Here is a 21,429-nt window from a genome sequence, read left to right as displayed (position 1 = left end):
CTGCAACGGGGTGAGCTATGTCCATCAATATGGCCGAATTCCATCAGGTCTTTTTTGAAGAAAGTCATGAACATCTTGAAAATATGGAACAATTGCTATTGGCATTGGACCTGGCTTCTCCCGATCCTGAAGAACTGAACACTATTTTCCGTGCCGCCCACTCGATTAAAGGCGGCAGCGGTATTTTTGGTTTTACCGCACTCACCAGTGTCACTCATGTTATGGAAAACCTGCTGGATAAAACGCGCAAGGGTAACTTCCAGCTCACCTCATCCACCATCGATTTACTGCTGAGTACCGTTGATACTTTATCCCATATATTGAGTCTGTATCGCGAAGAAGATCCTATTGATTGGCAAGAAGTCGAGTACAGCAAGAGTCAATTAGTGGCGGCATTGAATGGCGAAGCTTTTAGCTCCTCGGTTGCAGTACGCAATGGCACTGATATCGCTAACACTCCTGTGACACCAACTCTCAATGCAGAGTCTTCTGCACTAGTGAAAACCGAGGATGAGCTGGGTTTTGGATTTTTTGAAGATGAAATGGAGCGCGATATTGTTATCGAAGGTGAAGACTTTGGCTTTTTTGAAGAGGCTTATCATGCTGAGGATATTAGCGTTGAGAGTTTAACCTCTGAGGTTAGTGTCAGTGTTAATAGTACCGCAGAGCAGTTAGCTACAGCCGCTGATGATGAATTGGGTTTTGGTTTTTTTGAGGCATTAACCCCTGAATCCTTCGCCAATGAAATCGAATTACTGAGCTCAAAACCTGTGGAACCTGCGGCAGCTAAAGCTGCCACTAATCGGGCGAATCAAGTTAAGGTGACCGCTAATACTCAAGCAAAACGTAGCATATTTAAAGAGAAGGAAACAGAGTACAAAGCACCGCAAGCTACCAGCGTGTCAGCAAGTACAAAGGTAACTCCAAGCTCAACTGCAGCACTCAATCCAGCCGTTACGCCAAAAAATACTCTAACTGAGGTGAAAGCTGCGACTAAGAAACCTGCCGCGTCGGCCCAGGATGCTACTTTAAGGGTCGAAACCTCCAAAATAGATACCCTGGTCAATTTAGCGGGCGAGCTGGTGATCACTCAGTCCATGCTAACGCTTATTGGCAATGAAATGACAGGCGATTTAGGCGAGCGGCTGAAGACGGCACTCAATGAGTTGGAACGTAATACCCGTGAGATGCAAGAAGCTGTGATGTCGGTACGTATGCTGCCAGTCTCATTTGTATTCAACCGATTCAATCGTTTAGTGAGGGATCTTTCTGAGCAACTGGGTAAACATGTCAATCTCGTTATTGAAGGTGGCAACACAGAAATTGATAAGGGCATGATTGAAAAGCTTGTCGATCCGTTGACCCATTTAGTACGCAACAGTTTAGATCACGGTATCGAAAAACCTGAAAAACGGCTCGCAGCGGGTAAATCAGAAGCTGGCGTATTATCCCTAAAAGCCAGCCAAAGGGGCGGCAATATTGTTATCGCTGTGCATGATAATGGCGCGGGGTTAAACCGAGAACGCATTATTCAAAAAGCGCGGGAAAATGGTTTGCAAGTGGCTGATAACAGTAGCGACAAGCAAGTTTGGCAATTGATTTTTGCGGCAGGATTTTCAACCGCGCTTGAAGTCACTGATGTATCTGGCCGCGGTGTCGGTATGGATGTGGTGCGTCGCAATATCGAAGCCTTAGGTGGACGCATTGATATTGAGTCGGTTGAGGGCCAAGGTTCAACCTTTGAAATTCAATTGCCACTCACGCTCGCCATTGTAGATGGTATGAGTGTGTCTGTTGGCAATCAGATCTATATTTTGCCTTTAGTGCACATCATTGAATCCATTCAGCCACAAACGGAACAACTTAAATTTCTCGCTAAAGAACGGCTCTTAAAAGTACGTGAAGAGTACTTACCTCTACTTAATCTTTATCAACTGATGGAAATTGAACCCAATGCCAAGAGCCCAGAAGAAGGCATAGTGGTATTGCTGGAAAGTAACCACAAGCGCTTTGGCCTGTGCGTTGATGCCTTAGTTGGCCAGCAGCAAGTGGTGATTAAAAGTCTTGAAAAACATTATCGTAGGATCCCCGGTGTTTCCGGTGCCACCATTATGGGCGATGGTAGCGTCGCGTTGATCCTCGATGTCGAATCGCTCGCATTGCACATTAAAAATTAAGGAAATAGCCATGGAGAGTCGATCAACTATGACCGCCAAAGTGGAATACAACGCCCATGACGAGGTGGAGTTTTTGAGTTTTATGCTCGGTGAAGAGCACTATGCCCTCGACATTATGTCTGTGAAAGAAATCCGCGGTTATGAGTCAGTCACCAAAATTGCCAACGCCCCCAGCTTTATAAAAGGCGTGATTAATCTACGCGGTGACATAGTGCCCATAGTGGATTTACGGATGAAATTTGCCGTTGGATCAGTCACATATAACGAATTCACTATCGTCATTATGCTCAACGTATTCGAGCGTATTGTCGGCATAGTGGTCGATGCCGTCTCCGATGTGATTAAGCTATCAGCGGAGGAAATCTTACCCGCCCCAGAATTTGGAGTGGCGTTCGATAGTCGCTATCTCAAAGGCTTAGCCACAGTCGAGGATAAGATGATCATTTTAGTAAATATTCAGGCTCTGATCAGCAGTGATGAGCTGGGTCTAATTGATGCAAATAGTCTGACTGATCAGGAGTAACAATAATGAGTATCTTCAAATTTTTTGGCAATGATGAAGCGCGTGAACAAAGGGATGAAGAGCGTCAGCGCTATTTTCAGCTACTCGATAATAGTGGCAATAGCTTCATGATTGCTGACAGTCAGCGCAATATCATCTATGCGAATAAAGCCGTTGTCCGTTTGCTGCAAGAGGCCGAGGACGATATTCGTAAAGAGTTACCCCAATTTTCGGTCGCTAAACTGCTCGGCAGTAATATTGATATTTTCCACAAAAATCCAGCGCATCAACGCAATCTATTAGAGCGCTTAACTCAGTCCCATACTGCACAAATCACCATTGGCAAGCGTACCTTTAGGTTGATTCTGACGCCAATTATCACGGCTGAAAATAAACACTTAGGCACAGGTGTTGAGTGGATAGATCGCACCGAAAGTATCAAAGCTGAGCGAGCAACTCAACGCATTCTTGAAGCGCTCAATAATACCAGTACCAACGTTATGATAGCCGATGCTAACCGTACGATCATTTATATGAATCGCTCGGTCGAAACTATGCTACGCCATTCTGAAAGTGAGATCCGTCAAGCCTTACCGCACTTTTCCGTGGATAAAATCATCGGTAGTTCGATGGATATCTTCCACCGCAATCCTGCCCACCAGGCGAGTTTACTCGATAAATTAGACCGCAAATATGAATCGCTGATTAAGGTCGCTAGCTGCCATTTCCGTTTAACCGCTAGCCCCATAGTGTCTAAAGAAGGCGAGCGTTTAGGGACTGTGGTTGAATGGCTCGACCGCACCATTGAAGTGCAAACTGAGCAAGAGATTTCCCGCATTGTGACCGCAGCAGCAGCGGGAGATTTCTCCCAAAGGGCGGACACAGACGGCAAACAGGGCTTCTTCCTGATGCTGGCGAACAACTTAAATTCGCTAATTGAAACCTCGGACCGTGGGCTACAAGATGTGGCGCGCGTCCTAATGGCACTTGCGGATGGCGATCTCACCACCCGCATTTATAACGACTATGAAGGCACCTTTAATGATTTGAAAAATTACTCAAATCAAACGGCTGAAAAGCTATCCTTCATGATCCAAGATATCCAGCGAGCGGCAGATACCATCAATACCGCCTCGGCAGAAATAGCCCAAGGCAACGCCGATTTATCCAGCCGCACCGAAGAGCAAGCTTCGAGCCTAGAGCAAACCTCGGCCAGCATGGAGGAGCTCACAGGTACAGTGAAACTCAATGCGGATAACGCCAGTCAAGCCAATGCCTTAGCCTCTAAAGCTTCGGAAGTCGCGGTGGACGGTGGTGAGCTTATCCAACAAATGGTACAGACCATGGCATCGATTAATGAATCGGCGCGTAAGATTGCCGACATCATTGGTGTTATCGATGGTATTGCATTCCAAACCAATATCTTAGCGCTTAATGCCGCGGTAGAAGCCGCGCGGGCAGGAGAACAAGGGCGCGGCTTTGCTGTGGTCGCATCAGAAGTGCGCAGCTTAGCCCAACGTTCGGCCAATGCCGCTAAAGATATCAAGGCACTGATCTCGGATTCGGTGTCTAAAATCGAGAGTGGCAACAGCCTTGTCGGTAAGTCCGGCGATACCATGAAGGAAATCGTCATCGCCATTAAACGGGTGAACGACATCATGGCGGAGATAGCTTCAGCCTCTAATGAGCAGGCCATAGGTATCGATGAGATCAGTAAAGCCGTAGTGCAAATGGATGAAATGACGCAGCAAAACGCCGCCTTGGTTGAAGAAGCGGCCGCTGCAGCTGAAAGTATGCAATCCCAAGCACAACAGCTGTCGGACAGTGTTGCCAGCTTTCGCGTAGACGATGAGGATGAAGCCCCAAGGCACAGTAACGCGCGATTAGCAGCGCCTAAAGCGAAAGCGGTGAAACCCCTTAAGCAGCTACAACCTGTAGCAAGAGCAAGGGCTACAGATAAACCTAAAACCAATGCGATGAAGCCCATAAAGCAAGATCAAGATGAATGGGAAGAATTTTAATTGAGCGAAAATAAACCATTGGATCGAGAGTTTGCCTATACCTCGGTGCATTTTAATACCGCAAGGACGACGCTATATCGCTTAGCGGGGATCAAGCTCGCCGATAGCAAGGATGCTATGGTGTATAGCCGTTTAGTACGGCGGATCAGGACATTGAAATTAGCCGGATTTTCGGCTTATTTTGAGCACCTATTAAGTCATGAAAACGAGCATCAAGAATTTATTAATGCGTTAACCACTAATCAAACGGCTTTTTTCAGGGAACCGCATCACTTTGAAGTGTTAAAGCAATATTTAATCGATAACCCAGATACCCGCAGGATCTGGTGTGCGGCCAGTAGCACAGGGGAAGAACCTTACTCGATTGCGATTGTCGTCGCTGAATATTTCAACAGTTTTAAAACGCCTATTGAGATCATTGCTTCCGATATCGACAGCGGCGTACTTAAAAAGGCTGAAATGGGTATTTATCCCTTAGACAGGATCGATACTGTTAGCGATATCCGCAAGAAACGGTTTTTTCACCGCGGACGCGGTTCACAGTTTGGTAATGTGCGCGTTGTGCCCGAATTAAAACAAATGATCAAGTTTACTCGCATCAATTTACTCGATTCTTTTTGGCCGTTAAAAACGCCAATCGATGTGATTTTTTGCCGTAATGTAATGATTTATTTCGATAAAGAAACGCAGGAAGTCATATTAAAACACATGATGAACTCCCTCAGCGAGGATGGGCTTTATATTGCGGGGCATTCTGAAAATTTCAACATGTTCCCACAAATTATCACTGCCGTAGGCCAAACAACCTATCGGCCAGTGAAGGGGCTCATGAGTGCTAAAACCTAATATCGAATATGCCATTTCAGAGCCTAATCGCTATCATGACCACCATTTTGGTTGCGATGCAGTGAAGATCTTGCCAGGCGAGTATTTTGCCACCCGTGAAGATACCATGATAGTGACAGTGTTAGGCTCCTGTGTGTCCGTGTGTTTGTATGATCCTAAGCTCAAAATTGGCGGAATGAATCATTTCTTATTGCCAAGCGATAACAGCAATTGCACAGGGGTGCTTGCCGACTCAGCCCGTTACGGTGTGTATGCGATGGAGTTATTAATCAACGACTTGCTCAAACTTGGCGCGCAGCGTAATTCACTCGAAGCTAAGGTGTTTGGGGGCGGCAACATGTTGCGTAGTTTTACTGTACACAATATTGGTGAGCGTAATGCGGAGTTTGTGATTGAATACCTCAATCTTGAAAATATCCCTATCATTGCGGCCGATTTACTCGATGTGTATCCACGTAAGGTGTATTTCTTTCCCCATACGGGCAAAGTGAAAGTGCGCAAAATTAAGACCATGCACAACAGCACCATTCTTGACCGAGAAAGTGAATACCGCTTACGGGTTCGTAATCTCCCCACGGGCGGCGACGTTGAACTATTTGGTGATTAAGTTATGACGATCAAAGTACTCGTTGTTGATGATTCAGCGCTGATGCGCAGCCTACTGGGTAAAATGATTGAGGCTGACCCTGAGTTGTCTCTGGTTGGGCTCGCTGCCGATGCCTATGAGGCCAAGGATCTGGTTAATCAATTTCGCCCCGATGTGATTACTTTAGATATCGAAATGCCCAAAGTAGACGGTTTAACATTTTTGGACCGCTTGATGAAAGCCAGACCTACAGCTGTAGTGATGATTTCATCGTTAACCGAGCAGGGCGCGGATGCGACCTTTAATGCCTTGGCCTTAGGCGCGGTGGATTTTATCCCTAAACCGAAATTAGACTCGCCTCAAGGTATCCATGATTATCAGGATTTGATTTTAGATAAGATCAAATCTGCCGCGAAAGCCAAAATCATCAAGCCGCAGAAATTTGTTGAGCCAGTACGGCCAGTGTCGAGTAAGCGGCCGGTATTAGCCAATACAACCCTGACTCAGCATTTAGTCGCGATAGGCGCATCTACTGGCGGCACCGAAGCCATTCTTTATGTATTACAACATTTACCCGCGGCTATGCCGCCGATAGTGATCACCCAACATATGCCAGCTGGGTTTACCCGCACTTTTGCTGAACGTTTAAATCGACAGTCACGGATCACTGTTAAAGAAGCCGAGCATGGGGAACGACTCTTACCTAGTTATGCCTATGTTGCACCAGGGGATCATCACCTTGAGATCATCAAAGTGGGTGGCAGTTATAAAGTCAAATTAACCCAAGATGAAAAGGTCAGTGGCCACAGACCTTCGGTCGATGTGATGTTTACGGCCTTGGCCCAATGCGCCGCGCCCAATATCAGCGCGATGATTTTAACCGGTATGGGCAAAGATGGCGCAGAAGGCATGGTGGCGCTACACCAAAAAGGCGTCACTACATTTGCCCAAGATGAACAAAGTTGTGTGGTATTTGGTATGCCACGAGAAGCGATAAAATGCCGTGCGGTAGATTATGTGGTGGAGTTATCGCTGATGCCGAACAAACTTATCAACCACTTAAGCTCACTGTGATGGCGGCATTGAATGGTCTTCAACATTAACCATCAATCTGGCAGTGAGCCAGATAATAAGACATGACGGCTTGACTGATACTGTGGCTGGGTTAAGTGAGTCAATCCTGCTCACTTGGTGAAACCACTAATTGATTTCGGCCTAATCGTTTCGCTTCGTACAAGTGTTTATCTGCCAGTAATAAGCAATCTTGAAACTCTTCACATTCGTCCGAGAACACTAAGCCGCCGCTGAGCGTCACTTTAAACTCGACGCCATCTTCGACAAATACAATATGGCTAAAGCTCTCGCGGATCGCATTTAACTTAGCAATGGCCAGTGGCTTTTGCATATCTGGCAGCACTAGCATAAATTCCTCGCCACCGTAGCGACCGGTAAAGTCCGTTTGCCGTAAGGATTGTTGTAACAGATGGGCAAAGGCCAGCAACACCTTGTCACCACCAGCATGGCCATAGGTGTCGTTAACCTTCTTAAAGTGATCTAAATCGAGCATAGCAATACACACTTGAGAGTTAATTCGTTTAGCCACGTTATAGCAACGTCTCGCGGCAACCAGAATTTGGGTATGGTTTAACAGCTCTGTTAGGCTGTCGCGGCTTGCCGAACTGCGAATATCATGGCCACGCTGGGCGCGAGAAATCACCTGGGCGACAAATAAGCTCGGCGCAGTTTGCTTCGAAATCAAGTCATCTGATCCCGCTTGTATGATGCTGACTTTATTCTGCATAGTATCGTCAGAACTCAACACTAGGATGGGGCTAGAGGTGTATTTATCCAGTTGGCGGATCATCTTTGCCAGCTCAAGTCCGTTGACCTCAGGCATGTATAAATCGAAGATGAACAGATCGGGTTCAAACTGTTCAAGGGCGGGTAACACTTGCTCGGCACTCGACAAGCCTTTCACCATTAAACCGTGACTGCGTAATAGGCTTGAAAAATAATCCACCATAGATTGTTGGTCATCCACCAGTAATACCTTCAAAGGCTGTTTCTCTGACATCTTGAGAGATTGATGAATTTTGCGCACCAATAAGGTGGTTTCAGCGGGTTTGACAAAATATTCGCTGACATTGGCGCGAATGGCCAATAGCCGCATGTCAAAATCCCCCCGCGACGATAAAACAAACACTCGAGTATTGTTCTTCTCAAACTCAGTAGCAGCTTCGAACAAGGCTTCTTCAGTCCAATCGGGTAGAATTAAATCTAATAAAATCAGATCGAAGGGCGATTCATTTTGCACTACCAGAAAACTCGTGAAATCCAAAAAGTGCTGCACACTAAAACCGAATTCCCGCAGCTGTTTAGTGATCATAACTCCCACGTTATTATCGTCTTCTATGATGGCAATATGGTGTTCATGGCGCGCCTTTGATGGTTTATAGGGGCTTTGCTGCATTTGCGCCTCCACTACTGGAGCCGACGGTTGACCGCGCCTATTGTTTTGTAATAATTGATGGAAGAGGGTATCTAAGCTTTTAATGGTAGGCAGTTCGGGGGCAGGGGCATTGAGCAAGCCCTTAAGCTGCAACTCGAGTTTATCGACTATGTGTTTGGTATCCGACAACCCAAAGGTTTCGCTCGATCCTTTTAAGTTATGCACCTCGCGATAAACGGCGGACAACATGTGTGCGTCCCAATTCTTCCGCAATGAAATCCACAAGGTAATGATTTGCTTCTTTTTATCCGGCAGCGCATGTAAAAACTGTCGTCTAAGCTGCTCTAACGAATCTTCAAAACTCATAGGCGATAGATATCCTAAATGATTGAGCCATAGGCCTTCATCCCGATGTCGTCACAGCCCGAGACGATGAAACCCTTTTACACTGATACTAAAATTGACTCTGTTCTCCACAGAAGGATGCAACAGATTCAATCAATTGCGCGTATTTTCTCTCTGACTAATAGAGTGTAAACCACTGCAAAAAAAACGACGGAGAAATGTAGAGATGTCGCTTCCCTAAATAGACTTCCTTTTTAAATCGCCAATATTCGCGTTGTGACATAAAACGGCAAAACGTAAAATATTTTATGTAAAACAGCAGGATAATGATGACGTGTATTTTGTATCAAAAGCGATTGTGATAAGTTAGCCTCATTAAAAACAATCACTTGTTGCAAAAGGATCCTTGTCAGTGAGCATAGCATTTTATAATGACCACGCCGAAATACTCGCGGCACAGTATTTGTCTAAAACCTTTGAAGAAGTGCATTCAAGTTGGTTACATCATCTTTTACCTCTACTCGCCAAAAATACACTGTCGATATTAGATGTTGGAGCCGGTTCTGGGCGGGATGTGCATTACTTAGCCCAAAGGGCACAGGGCAGAGAAACGCAAATTATAGCAATCGAACCTGCTATTACTTTAGCGAAAATGGGGCAGGTATTAACCCGAGATTTGCCCGTGAGCTGGATTGAGGATAGTTTACCTCAGTTGCAAAAAGTGGTTGGCCTAGCGCAACAGTTTGATCTGATTTTACTCAGCGCTGTGTGGATGCATTTATCACCCTCTGAGCGCCCACTTGCACTGGCAACACTCTCACGTTTACTCAATTTGACGGGACTTTTAGTCATCAGTTTGCGCCATGGCCCAAGCCCTGATGCGCGCGTTATGCACCCAGTCAGTGCCGATGAACTGCTCACATTGGCTGCAGATTGTCAGCTACAACTTTTAGATTCGAGCCAAGATGAGACTGACAAACTCGGTCGTACACAAGTGCATTGGCAGACGCTAGTTTTTACACCCAAACTGATGCCAAATGTAAATGCACCTGAAGCAAGCGTTATTATTCAGGAGCGACTGAATGCCGATTGATGCGAGAAAACAAGTTGAATTTATTAGCTATTTACAACGTCTGTTAGTGGAAGGTGATTTCGTTGCAACATACAAATTTGCCTTACTGCATGCGATCGCAGATGTCTGCATCGAACGGCCATTAATACTTAATGCCGATCCTGAACAGAGAACCGCCATCAGTATTGATGAGCTGGTAGAAAAGTTTATTGAACTCTATTGGCAACACTCTTTACCTTTTGGTGCCGTTAATGCGCATTTTGTTCTACTTCAAAATAATGGAAAGCAATCAGCCTTAATCAACAGTTTGATTGAGCTACGTAATCAAGGCGTTAACAGTTTATCCCAGTTAAAAGCGCATCTTAGTTATCCAGCTTTATTGCGTAAAACACGCGCTACCTTTAAAGAGGGTCCGTTATGGCGCTTACAAATTTTGTCCCGAAGCGCAGATTGTTTTCTTTATCCCCATGATAAAACGAAAAATTACATTGAGTTAAATCCGGGCATAGCATTTTGCTTCAGGCGATTTCACGATTTAGTGGTGTCATTGGCTCGTACTCAATGGGTACAAAAAATCACCGAGTTTCCAGCAAATCAGGTCATTATAGGCAGTAAAGGCAATTTAAGTGAGTTTCTATTTGGCAGTGACCGACAGACGATCACTCACGCCAGACCTGTACTGCTTGATATCCAGAAAGGCCAATGCTTCTATTGCCAAAAATCATTAAAAGAAACTGGCGAAGTGGATCACTTTATTCCTTGGACACGATATCCTAATGATTTAGGACATAATTTTGTCCTCGCTCATAGCAGTTGCAATAACAATAAACGCGATCATCTTGCCGCTCAGCACCATAAAGATAACTGGTATGAGCAAAATATTATCCAGCATGGCCAAGCGTTGCACTCTGAACTCAGCCGATATTTCGTCTGTGAGAGTGATCGCTCTGAAGCCATTACGACTTGGGCTTATCAGCTTGCAGGACAAAATCGCTCGCCTCTATGGCTCGATAAAAAGACCTTTGTGCCTTTTAACGCGACAGATAATGACTTATCGAGCACAGCAATTTAGATATTGAGGAAAACGGGCGATGGATAGCCGATTTAAGCGTAGTTTTTTGATGTTGTTCATCATGGCGATTTTAGCGCTACTGATTGATCATTATCATGGTCGTTGGTTTCGTGTTGAGTTTTCCCAAGTATTTGCAGAGCTAGCTCAGCCGTTACAGCAAGTTTGTATAAAACAGAATTGGCAATGGTGTTCAGCGAGCTCTATGCCATTAATGACTCGTGTTAATGATCTGCCTAATATTAAGCAGCAAGTAGATGAATATCATGGTGAAGATCAGTACCTAGGTTGTGATTTGTTGACTGTGCAAGAAGGACGCATTGCACAACAAAAAGTGGGGGGTGTTTATACTTGGGTTGATGAGAATGGCATAACTCATTTTTCTGATGTAAATAATGCATCAGCTGAGAGTAAGTTAACTCAATATACTGAACCTAAATACAATTTCGAATTGAACATTGATTCCTTAGTCAGTACTCCACCGCCATTTTTTAGGGACCGACTGACCAGCACTATCAATCAAATCGATCAAATTTATCGTCAATATCTACCCAAGCGCACCCTACAGCCCATTAAGGTTAACTTGATGCTTGCAGGCAATTTAACTGCCTATAATAAACTTAAAAGACAGTACGCATCCACGGTAGGTGCAAGCCAAGGATTCTATTCAAGTCAGCATAATTTGGCCGCAGTTTGGCACAGAGAAGATGCTCAAGCGTTTCGTACTGCAATTCACGAAAGCGTTCATGTCATTAATGCGGGTCAATTTGGTCATACTCCGCGCTGGTTTAATGAAGGCATGGCGGAATATTTTGAATCGCCCGCTTTTCTAGCAACGATTGATACAAATAATCGTTATGATGCCATCATTCAAAACAATTCCAGTCGAGGTCACTCATATCGTGTCGTTGACGAATCTATTTCTTTATCAATGGGATTGAGTGAACTATTAACGGCTTCAGACCATGATTGGCAGGGGCAAAAACAAGCTGCGTTATACCAGCATGCTCACAGTTTTATGGCTTTCCTCTTTAGCACTCGCCAAGGTCGAGTGACCTTAAAGCAGCTTTTGCTGCAATTGAGTGAGCAACGCTGCCAAGCTAAAGTAATCGATGAACTATTTACACGTTATCCTGATGGTATTAAACAACTGGATCATGATTGGAAAAAGTGGCGTTAATTCAGTTTAAAAATCTTAATTATCTATTTTTAAAGGAAAGGTATGACAGAGTTACTAAAAGAGATTATTTCACTTTTATTGATAATACATGTCTAGTTTTGGAGGTTCGATGATGAAATCGATTTTCTTACTGTCCATATCTGTGCTTGTGCTGATAGGTTGTACAACGCCTAAATCGCCGAGCAAAGTGTATGACGAGTACAATGCTAAGGTACAGCAGGGGATGAGTTATCAAGAGGACAAGGCTTACTATACCCAACGTAAGCAAGCGGATGTTGAGTCTAAGTTCCCACAGTATATGCAGCAGATGAAGCTATCCCGCGATGAAGTGATCGCATCTTATCTTTCATTTTCAAAAGCGGCTGCCAAGTGCAAAGCACTCACCTTAGTGTCGCAGGTGATAGATGGGGATACGGCCGTCCTTGAATATGCACAAAAAGATCTTTGTGGTAATGCATCGGAGGCGAATGAAAAACAAAGAATTAGCATGATAAATGAAGGTGGTTGGAAAATTGATGAGCTCCAAATTAGTCTCTAAATTATTTGGGATGTCGTATCAATGACAGGATTTTATGAGTTTTTTAACTTGCCAAACGGAGTTGAGGTTACTTGCCCCCATTGTGCTGGCTGCGCCACTTTTACCTTTGCCCATGTTTTTCGTTTAGAGAAGAAAGATGTGCATTTATTTGAGGGTCGGCAGTTTGAGATCAAGCAGTTTAATCAAAGATTTGCCCATAAATGGCCTGGTGTGCTGTTTTTCCCTCCGCTATTGGATGCTTCTTGGCGGGAAAAATTGCCAGAAAAATACCAAGTTACTTCGACTTGGGAACATAGGGCGAACAGTGTTTTTACAGATGGTACAGATCTTGGTCTTATTTGTTGTTATCAGTGTATGACAAAACAGAAACATCGACTTGAATGGCCCAATGATGCATTTTATTCCCTTGAGTTTAAAGGTCATTCACTTTGGGCATTTAATAAACAGATGATGCTTCAGATCCGTGATTATATTCAAGCCAAAGATCGCGATGCGGTATTCGAGTCTGAGCCGATAGTCATTCGACATTTGCCGACAATTTTTAAACTGGCTAAAAATCGTGAGATATTGGTTAAAAAAATTAATAAGCTAATTTATAGCCCATAGTTTCTACATACCTATTTCAAAGACTTGTGTTGTCAATCTCATCGAGTAGTTGTGTTAAGTTGTCTGTGACTCGGATATTTGCTTTTCTATTAGTTATTACAGTTAGCGGGTCTATTATCATGTCGAAATATCATATTGGCACTACCGAAGATGAATTCGAACCCGGTTCTGGCGGCCATATACTTCGTAACAAACTCGCGATAACCGATGAAGAGGATATGGCAGAGGTAGAGACACAGTTGTTACTAAAGCTTTATGAGTACGTGTTTCAATCGGTGTTATTGAAAGTGAGCATCTATCGGTTGGTATGCTCTTTGAGTGGCATCGAAAATGGCTCGGTAATGTTTATTACTGGGCTGGTGAGCGGCGTACAGTCAATATGGGAAAAGGTGGTTTCGAATTTACGGCAGCGGCTCAAATACTTAAGTCTCTCACTCAGTTTGAAAAGGAATATTTAAGCAAGTTCAATGGTTTAAATTCGTTTTCTAGAGACGAAGTTGTGAGTTACTTGGCTGAAAGTCATGTGGAATTTATCCTAATTCACCCATTTAGCCGACATTCCGCACCTAATTTAGGAATAAATTTGCCGATAGCGTTCACCCAATACCTCCAAAATGATCTGCTGGTCTCCTGTTAGCTCCGTTACTTGTGGCGGAGCGTCTCCCTGTCGATATTCATATATGCCACCAAAGCGCAAAAAGATCCAACGGGCCGTCGGCTGCTGGGTCGGTTTCTTTTTCATATCCGCCACGCTGCGGTTTTGCTCCATTAATCCCTGCCGGATACGGTGCTCCAACGCGGCATAAATCATCAGGCTACAGGTCATCACCATCAGCAGCGCTTCAATCCGCTCCGGTTTTTTCAGGTACAGTGAGGAGGTTAAAAACTCCGGGCTCTTGAGAAAACGAAAGCCTCGTTCGACATTCTGCTGCGCTTTATAGGTGGCGAGTAGTTCGGCCATGGTCAGCGTATCGCTGTGGTCATTGGTCGCCAGGATGAACACACCGGTCTGGTTGCGAGCCTCTTCAACGCAAGCCAGGCTAGTTGCCGCCAACCCACGGATTTGAAACTGATGGCCAATTGGCTCTTCGCCACGCTTGGGTCTGCCACGCCCTGCATAAACGGGTTCACTCACCACCTCGGCATCCAGTTGCAGCAGCATCAAGCTGGCGGTAAAACGACTCAACTCAGCTTGGGCATCCGCCTCACAAGCAAAGCGTCGGGCACACAATTTGGCGAAGGCTTTGAGCTCGCGAGTACTGTCTTTGAGCAGGTTTTTGGCCAATGTCTGCTGCTCGCGATGGCCGGCCTGTTCGCTGCGCACCAGCAACCAGCGCTGCGCGACGCCGGCATAATTGGCACCTTGCCAACGGCCATGATAGCCATTGCCCAAGGCAGTCAGAGGTTGCGCGCCGATTGTTGCTACGGCCTGCTTGGCCTCGTTCAACGTGACAGGTACCCGGGTGACAAACAGTTGCTGCTGTTGCGCCAGCAGTTGCAAAGTATCGGCGCAGTACAGTGCCGCATCGCCGACCAGGTAACGACTCTCCTGCGCGGCCTTGAGACTGCTCAAGTGGCGCCGTACGGTCTGGGCAAAGGCCTTGGTATCATTACTATTACCACTCAAGGCCTGCATGTAGATGGGCAGGCCGGCCTGATTTTCACAGATAAGTTCCAGGATAACCTGGTTCAGCTCGGGCCGATGGTCGCGGCTATAGCCACGTACCAATTGCAACTTACCGAGCTGTTCGCCATCGGCTTGGTCATAGGCGCCATCGACGTGGAAGCTGGTGATATCGAGGTGCACTGCGGTACTTTTGAGTCCCAACCGCTCGACGACTTGCTCCGCCATCACCTGATAAAGCATGCTCACATCTGCCTCAAAGAGGGCATCGAGACAGCGACCGAGCACATCATCATTGAGGTCATCCGCACAGATCCCAGGGCCAATCAGGCGCTCTACAGGCTTGTTGGCAAAGAATTGCGGAAACATGTGCAAGGTGGAGCTATGAAAGCCCAGACCGTTCAATATCATCGCCACCAAAGCTTCACCATGTGAGACTTTGTAGGGAGGTGTTTTGGGGAGCACCGCATCAATCATGCGAGCAATGCCAAGTTCTTGGCAGAGTGCAGCAACCAAGCCAAGGTGATCGAGGTTACGAATAGAGATAGCGGGAGTGGCCATAATGATCTACCTGCAAAAAGTAGTAATAGATCAGAATGACCGATCGCCGTCAAGTTTTTTTAAATCTCAAATGAGGTGCGGAATGACGGATTTAGAGAGGGAAATGGACGTTTGTCACGTTTGATACTCGATGTGATGGCAGTAAAGGCGGGTTATCTCCCACTTGATTATGGGATTTGGGAACAAAATAGAGATTTTTATTTTAAGTCAATTCAAGCAGGGTTGGGTGGGGATTATCAACATATGGCTCGTTTGGTAAACGATGTGCTCAGCGCTAAAAACGAATGAAGTTTAGGCTAAGGTCAAATGACTGAAACGGCTTTTTTTGGCCTTCAATTTTGCTTCAACTTCAGCCGTAGTTTTACCCGTCTCAATAGCGGTTGAACTGGCCACAGCGCGATAGAGTCGATTTTGAGTCACTTGTGTGTTTTTTGATTTAGTTTTCATCGGATCAACCTCAATTAAGTGCATGAATTATAGCACTCTAGATAACGAATAGACAGCTATGTGTCCAAGGCCCAAAGCAGCAATACTTCATGTTTTACCAATCATATCGCTCTTTAGATATCGATAAAAAGTCGTCAGTAGGTTCTCCAATGACGACTCTTTTAATCAAGCTGACATAGCCGATTAAGGTTTATCAAAGCACAACATTACGCGCTTTTTCTCGCTTCCATTTCAGCTTGGCTTGAAAGGTACTCATCGAAAGTACCTTGGAAGTTAATCACTTTTTTATCTTTAATATCAATGATACGTGTTGCGAGTGACGATACAAACTCACGGTCATGACTGACGAATATCAAAGTGCCTTCAAAGTCTTTCAATGCATTATTGAGTGCTTCGATGGCTTCCATGTCCATGTGGTTAGTCGGTTCGTCCATGATCAGCACGTTGATGTCTTGCATCATTAACTTACCGAATAACAAGCGGTTTTTCTCTCCGCCTGAACAGTTACGCGCTTTCTTGTTCGCATCATCTTCGGTGAACAGCAGACGGCCTAACATGGCGCGTACCATAAGATCGTTATGCTTGGGTTGGCGCCACTGTGACATCCAATCCATTAGCGTGTAGTCATTATCAAATTCGTCACTGCTGTCTTGCGGGCAGTAGCCGATTGATGCGTTTTCTGACCACTTGATCACGCCTTTATTGTGTTCTAGATCATTGACTAAGCAGCGTAGGAAAGTGGTTTTACCCACGCCGTTTTCGCCGATAATCGCTAATTTTGCACCGGCTTCGAGGATTAAGTCGCCGCCTTCGAATAGCAGTTCACCATCAAAACCGTGGGCCAAATCTTCGAGGATCAGTGCTTGGCGATGCATTTTCTTGCCGGCATCGAAACGAATAGAAGGGTGGATACGGCTAGAGGATTTGACTTCATCGAGCTTGATCTTGTCCATTTTTTTCGCGCGCGAGCTGGCTTGTTTTGCCTTAGATGCGTTGGCACCGAAGCGGTTAACGAAGTCTTGCAGCTCTTCGATTTCAGCACTTTTCTTGGCGTTACCCGACAATAATTGTTCGCGCAGCAATGCCGATTGTGCGAGGAAGTATTCGTAGTTACCTGGGTAAATGCGCAATTCGCCATAATCGATATCCGCCATGTGGGTACAGACGGCATTTAAGAAGTGCCTATCATGGGAAATAATGATCATGGTGCATTTACGTTTGTTCAACTCGGTTTCTAACCAGCTAATGGTATGGATATCCAAGTTGTTGGTTGGTTCGTCGAGCAGCAGAATATCTGGGTTGGCAAATAGCGCTTGGGCTAACAAGACCCGCAATTTCCAGCCCGGTGCCACTTGTTGCATTAGACCGTAATGGAAAGATTCTTCAATACCCGCTTCGAGCAGAATTTCACCGGCGCGACTTTCAGCGCTGTAACCATCCATTTCGGCAAATTCACTTTCAAGATCGCCAACGCGCATGCCATCTTCTTCAGTCATATTCGGATTGGCGTAAATGGCATCGCGTTCCTGCTTGACTTTCCACAGGGCAACATCCCCCATGATCACCGCATCGATCACACTGTATTGTTCAAAGGCGAACTGATCTTGGCTCAGAGTACCGACTTTTAAGCCGGGCGTGATAGACACATTACCAGAGGTTGGCGCTAACGCGCCGCTTAAGATCTTCATAAAGGTCGATTTGCCACAGCCATTCGCGCCGATCAAACCATAGCGGTGACCATTGCCAAATTTCGCTGAAATGTTTTCAAACAATGGCTCTGGGCCAAACTGCATCGTGATGTTCGCGGTAGAGATCAAAGGAGCTTTCCTAGGTATTTGCTAACGGGGATTGTGACAAACAAGCCTCAAAATGAAACATGCGCTTCACCCACTCTAAGCCAAAATAGTAAAGTGGGGATAATAAGGTCGCGGAGTATACAGACTAAGGGCTAAATATGCGAGCTAGTATGTGATGCGCAGCTATAAATCGAGCCGTTTCAGTTGCGTTTATTTGCGGATAGGTGAAGGCGTGAGTTTATAGCGTTTGCATGATATCGCAGATATGCCGATCTAAACTGCCAGCTTGCGGTATTATTTCTTTGCACTTAAGCCGACGCCAAACCTTGCTAGCGCAAATAAAAGAAGGCGTTTAGCGTATTTACCGTTATTATTCCCGCAGTTTTGTCGAGCAGCAGATTTTACGGCTAAAATTTAATGGCTCAGTTGAAGGCTTTAGGACTGTAAGATCTAAGTGTCGCGAGTTTTGTAGCGAATTAAGTCACTCGTTTAACCACTCAATACCGTAAACTAATACCTTAAAATCAGCCAATTGGGCTGAATTTGGAATTCCCATGATAGAAGAGCAACAGAACAACCCATTACACGGCCTTAAACTCGAGACAATGATCACTGAGTTAGTCGATTTTTATGGTTGGAAAATTTTATACGCGGCATTAAAGCTAGGCTGCTTTAACACTAACCCGACCATTGAGGCCTGTATCATTTTCCTCAAAAAGACCGAATGGGCGCGGGAGAAAGTGGAAAACTTCTACTTATACCGATTCAAGCGTATGCCTAAAGCCGTCGGTGAGCAGTTTGATCTTAAGCCACGTGAACGTGGTTTTGCCTCAGGTATCGTCCCGCGTAAACCGATGGAGCTAACATTAGCATCTATCGCTGAAATGCAAGCCAAAGCCAGCGCCGAGTACGAAGCGGGTAACCGCCGTCCAAATTCTGGCAGGCGCTTTGGTAATGACGTGGGTAAAAGCGCTGGCAAAAAAACTGCGGGTGGACGGGGAACGGGTTCTGGCTATGGTTCGTCCAATAGCAGCTCACAGCGTCGCAGCGAACCCAGACATGATTCAAAAAATGATTCCAGAATGACTGAGCGTTCAGGACCAAGCCCATCGACGGATGATAACGATCCTTGGGGTACTAAGCGCAGTTAATTCGATGTTAGTCGCCCTGAATGAAGTTATTGTTTTAACTGTGTGATAGACGATTTAGGCGGGTGTAAACGAAAGAGGGTAGCCATAGTTCTCGGCTAACCTCTTTTTTTGATTAATAATTCAATTTATTGAATGCTGGTTAGCAAATTATCGGGGGTTATTATTTTGAATTTGCATATTCCCTGCATAAATAGTTAACCCCTTCAATTTTCGTTCGCGTTGCGCTAAGTGCAAATCGTTACCTGCATAACGCATTATCCGCAGTGGCATTTCAAGCAATAAATTGGCCCTATTGCATGTCGAGTTGTTTGACTATGCTGCTCCAAGGTAACCATTTAAACGCTTGGTTGGCATCGGGTAAGTGGTTGTGACCATCCTGTACCACCAGCATTCCCTGTTGCCAAACACCATGGCCGACGGGCAAATGCGTGACAGCCAGCCCATCGGTTTCTGAAGCGCCGTCTATGCTGGTTTCGCGGCCGTTTTCCATGCCGTTTAAGTTCACCCCAATGCGGAAACGCCCCACTTGGGTATAAGGCGCGCTGGCTTGATAAAGCAAATAACTGTTATTACCTTGGCTTGAGACCACCAGCAAATCTTGTTTTTTGCCTTTAAGGGTCGCACCTTGATACAGAGAAATTCCTTCAATATCGGCGACTAAATCGCCTTCGGCCTTAATGATCAATTTGCCCTCTGTACTGGCATCTGCTTTGGCATTAAAGCGCCAAATGCCTTTGTCTTCTTCACCGATAAACAGCGCATGTTGCGCTTCATCGACCACACAACCTTCAACTTGGCTGGGGGTATGAATATCCCGCACGAGTTTGATACTGGGCGCATTTTGTTGCCAGTCGACACGGTACTGGGCGATGCGGCCAGATTTCTCGTTAGCGAACACGTATAAGGTTTGCTCATCTTGATACAAACACATGCCGTAAATATCCGTCATGTTAGTCGGCTGATTCGGGTATTCAGTAATCTTGCCTGCGGCGTCGATTTCATAAAAGGCCAATTTGTCACCATCGCGCAGCGTGGCAACGGCAATATCGCGTGACTTTCCACCAAGTTTGACCCGTTGGCGTAAATCGACATTGTTGATCCGGCCCGATGGCAGCGCTTGAACTTGCTCGCCGCGCATATTAAAACTCAATAATCCCCAACGTTTGTTGGTGCCAAGCACCAGGCTTTTTTCGGGTTCAGTGGGGTGTACCCAAATGGCGGGATCATCCATAGTATCGCCCGGTCTATCGGATGGCGCGCTCTCAACCCAAGCGGGGATTTCTACAATATTTTCCGCATTTGTTGTTGGCCTCGCTTGTGCATCGGCGGCTGTGTTTGCGCTCTGCAAGGATGTGGCGAGTAACTTTTTGGGTGGCACTTGTGTCAAGGCTTGTGGCAAAGCTTGCTCAGTAAAAAGATAGCGGTCGTTTTTATCATCATAGAGAGCAAACGTCGCAGTTTTTGCTTGGGCTGATGTGCCCGCGTTTATAGCAAGGCTTAAGCGCTGCGCCTTGGTTATCGCTTTTAGCTCGGTTTTATCGTTAGTTTTTGTCGATGGCGCGCTAAAACTCACTATTTGAGTGCCTTTGCCATCCATCACTTTGCCGTTTTTATCACTGAGTAACAATTGAGCGTTCAGCAGGTTTAAGCCGGTGATGTGATTATCGAGCGCGGGGAAGATGAGCTTAGCGCGAGTATCGGCAAACGGGCTGGCATCAAACTGCCATACACCCGCTTCGGGCTCACTGACATACAGCATGTCGCCGTCGATAGCGCAGTCCGTGCTGTTAACCGGAATCGATTGGCTGCGCATTAGCTTAGGTGAGAAATGCGCGGCATTACCCAATAACCACTGCTCGCTCTTACCACTTTCACCGCCAAACCACGCGTAGACATTGCCATCCTGAGTGCGGGGCTGAATACAGATCCAGTTAATCTCGAAATGACCCATAGGCAGCAAGGGCAAGATATTGGTCGTCGGTTTGCCATTGATTTCTTTGAGCATAATAGGACGCACGCGGTCGGCTTTGCGATCGAGCGTTAAGGCATAGGGATCGCTAAAGGCGAGTAATTCAAAGTCACCTTGCACCAGTAAACTCGCTGCAGGCAAGGGCGCTTGTGCAGTCGTTTGCCTGCCTTGTTGCGTTTGAGTCATCGAAACGGTTTGTAACATCAGTCCTTGCTGTTCGCTGGCAAAGAGCCAGTGAGACAGAGTGATATCGCTCTGTTTGTCCTGATTAAAGATGAGTGGCTGTACTTGGCTGCCCCTATGGCCCGCTATGGTTTGAACAGCGACGCTGATGGTATTTGCCATGGCAGTCAAGGGCGTATGACTGGCGATAAGGCCAAGCAATACGGCATAAGATAGTAGAGTTTTTTTCATATTCTGCTTCGCTAGTATTCTGTTTTATCAGATTTTTATTAAATTTATCATCGACACTTGTCAGCAAACTTCGCAG

19 protein-coding genes are annotated in these 21,429 nt (G+C 45.7%); 14 read left to right on the top strand and 5 right to left on the bottom strand.

Annotated features, from left to right (window positions below):
• The first annotated feature begins 17 nt into the window (after positions 1-17).
• From AYJ58_RS13755 to AYJ58_RS13730, 6 genes are read left to right on the top strand one after another with little or no spacing between them, the layout of a single operon-like run.
• Positions 18-2,177 (top strand): chemotaxis protein CheA, encoded by a 2,160-nt coding sequence (locus AYJ58_RS13755; protein WP_106650548.1) that lies wholly within the window; start codon positions 18-20, stop codon positions 2,175-2,177.
• A gap of 10 nt (positions 2,178-2,187) precedes the next feature.
• Positions 2,188-2,700 (top strand): chemotaxis protein CheW, encoded by a 513-nt coding sequence (locus AYJ58_RS13750; RefSeq protein WP_106650547.1) that lies wholly within the window; start codon positions 2,188-2,190, stop codon positions 2,698-2,700.
• A gap of 5 nt (positions 2,701-2,705) precedes the next feature.
• The gene (locus AYJ58_RS13745) at positions 2,706-4,700 is read left to right on the top strand and encodes a methyl-accepting chemotaxis protein (protein WP_106650546.1); all 1,995 of its coding nucleotides are present in this window, start codon (positions 2,706-2,708) and stop codon (positions 4,698-4,700) included.
• Entirely contained in the window at positions 4,701-5,546 is an 846-nt protein-coding gene (locus tag AYJ58_RS13740) for a CheR family methyltransferase (protein ID WP_198555463.1), read from the top strand.
• Positions 5,533-6,153: a chemoreceptor glutamine deamidase CheD gene (cheD, locus tag AYJ58_RS13735; RefSeq protein ID WP_012089258.1), complete on the top strand. Its 621-nt coding sequence runs from the start codon at positions 5,533-5,535 to the stop codon at positions 6,151-6,153. Before AYJ58_RS13740 ends, cheD begins: the two co-directional genes overlap by 14 nt.
• 3 nt (positions 6,154-6,156) lie before the next feature.
• Complete coding sequence (locus tag AYJ58_RS13730; RefSeq protein ID WP_106650545.1) at positions 6,157-7,206, top strand: protein-glutamate methylesterase/protein-glutamine glutaminase; 1,050 nt, start codon at positions 6,157-6,159, stop codon at positions 7,204-7,206.
• A 100-nt stretch (positions 7,207-7,306) separates the two neighbouring features.
• Here AYJ58_RS13730 and AYJ58_RS13725 read toward each other — a convergent pair whose 3' ends face one another.
• Complete coding sequence (locus tag AYJ58_RS13725; RefSeq protein ID WP_106650544.1) at positions 7,307-8,947, bottom strand: diguanylate cyclase; 1,641 nt, start codon at positions 8,945-8,947, stop codon at positions 7,307-7,309.
• Between the two features lie 391 nt (positions 8,948-9,338).
• On the opposite strand from AYJ58_RS13725, the gene AYJ58_RS13720 reads away from it, so the two are divergent.
• The 6 genes from AYJ58_RS13720 (at position 9,339) to AYJ58_RS22225 (ending at position 14,028) form a co-directional block, all read left to right on the top strand.
• Positions 9,339-10,019, top strand: a complete 681-nt coding sequence (locus tag AYJ58_RS13720) for a class I SAM-dependent methyltransferase (protein ID WP_106650543.1) — start codon at positions 9,339-9,341, stop codon at positions 10,017-10,019.
• Entirely contained in the window at positions 10,009-11,070 is a 1,062-nt protein-coding gene (locus tag AYJ58_RS13715; RefSeq protein WP_106650542.1) for an HNH endonuclease, read from the top strand. Before AYJ58_RS13720 ends, AYJ58_RS13715 begins: the two co-directional genes overlap by 11 nt.
• 61 nt (positions 11,071-11,131) lie before the next feature.
• On the top strand, positions 11,132-12,247 hold the full coding sequence (locus AYJ58_RS13710; RefSeq protein WP_232790813.1) for a DUF1570 domain-containing protein: 1,116 nt from the start codon (positions 11,132-11,134) through the stop codon (positions 12,245-12,247).
• A gap of 109 nt (positions 12,248-12,356) precedes the next feature.
• The gene (locus AYJ58_RS13705) at positions 12,357-12,785 is read left to right on the top strand and encodes a hypothetical protein (RefSeq protein ID WP_106650540.1); all 429 of its coding nucleotides are present in this window, start codon (positions 12,357-12,359) and stop codon (positions 12,783-12,785) included.
• A gap of 21 nt (positions 12,786-12,806) precedes the next feature.
• Positions 12,807-13,391, top strand: coding sequence for a hypothetical protein (locus AYJ58_RS13700; protein WP_106650539.1), 585 nt, complete (start codon positions 12,807-12,809; stop codon positions 13,389-13,391).
• Positions 13,392-13,698: 307 nt separating this feature from the next.
• Positions 13,699-14,028, top strand: coding sequence for a Fic family protein (locus AYJ58_RS22225; RefSeq protein WP_198555461.1), 330 nt, complete (start codon positions 13,699-13,701; stop codon positions 14,026-14,028).
• On the opposite strand, the gene AYJ58_RS13690 is transcribed toward AYJ58_RS22225, so the two are convergent.
• On the bottom strand, positions 13,963-15,576 hold the full coding sequence (locus AYJ58_RS13690; RefSeq protein WP_106649753.1) for an IS1634 family transposase: 1,614 nt from the start codon (positions 15,574-15,576) through the stop codon (positions 13,963-13,965). The genes AYJ58_RS22225 and AYJ58_RS13690 overlap by 66 nt on opposite strands.
• 111 nt (positions 15,577-15,687) lie before the next feature.
• On the opposite strand from AYJ58_RS13690, the gene AYJ58_RS13685 reads away from it, so the two are divergent.
• Entirely contained in the window at positions 15,688-15,864 is a 177-nt protein-coding gene (locus AYJ58_RS13685) for a hypothetical protein (protein ID WP_198555459.1), read from the top strand.
• A gap of 3 nt (positions 15,865-15,867) precedes the next feature.
• Here the strand turns inward: AYJ58_RS13685 and AYJ58_RS21950 are convergent, their stop codons facing one another.
• Complete coding sequence (locus tag AYJ58_RS21950; protein ID WP_173913200.1) at positions 15,868-16,023, bottom strand: hypothetical protein; 156 nt, start codon at positions 16,021-16,023, stop codon at positions 15,868-15,870.
• 206 nt (positions 16,024-16,229) lie between these two features.
• Positions 16,230-17,840 carry an ABC-F family ATPase gene (locus tag AYJ58_RS13675; protein ID WP_106650538.1) on the bottom strand — a complete coding sequence of 537 codons (1,611 nt, stop codon included), beginning with the start codon at positions 17,838-17,840 and terminating at the stop codon, positions 16,230-16,232.
• A 533-nt stretch (positions 17,841-18,373) separates the two neighbouring features.
• On the opposite strand from AYJ58_RS13675, the gene AYJ58_RS13670 reads away from it, so the two are divergent.
• Complete coding sequence (locus AYJ58_RS13670) at positions 18,374-18,970, top strand: VF530 family DNA-binding protein (protein WP_106650537.1); 597 nt, start codon at positions 18,374-18,376, stop codon at positions 18,968-18,970.
• Positions 18,971-19,259: 289 nt separating this feature from the next.
• Here the strand turns inward: AYJ58_RS13670 and AYJ58_RS13665 are convergent, their stop codons facing one another.
• On the bottom strand, positions 19,260-21,353 hold the full coding sequence (locus AYJ58_RS13665; protein ID WP_106650536.1) for a phytase: 2,094 nt from the start codon (positions 21,351-21,353) through the stop codon (positions 19,260-19,262).
• Positions 21,354-21,429: the final 76 nt, after the last annotated feature.

The sequence above is a fragment of the Shewanella sp. Pdp11 genome, from assembly GCF_002838165.1.
GTDB lineage: Bacteria > Pseudomonadota > Gammaproteobacteria > Enterobacterales > Shewanellaceae > Shewanella > Shewanella hafniensis.
The sequence above is the reverse complement of the archived record's forward strand: the minus strand, read 5'-3'. Positions and strand labels throughout refer to the sequence as shown.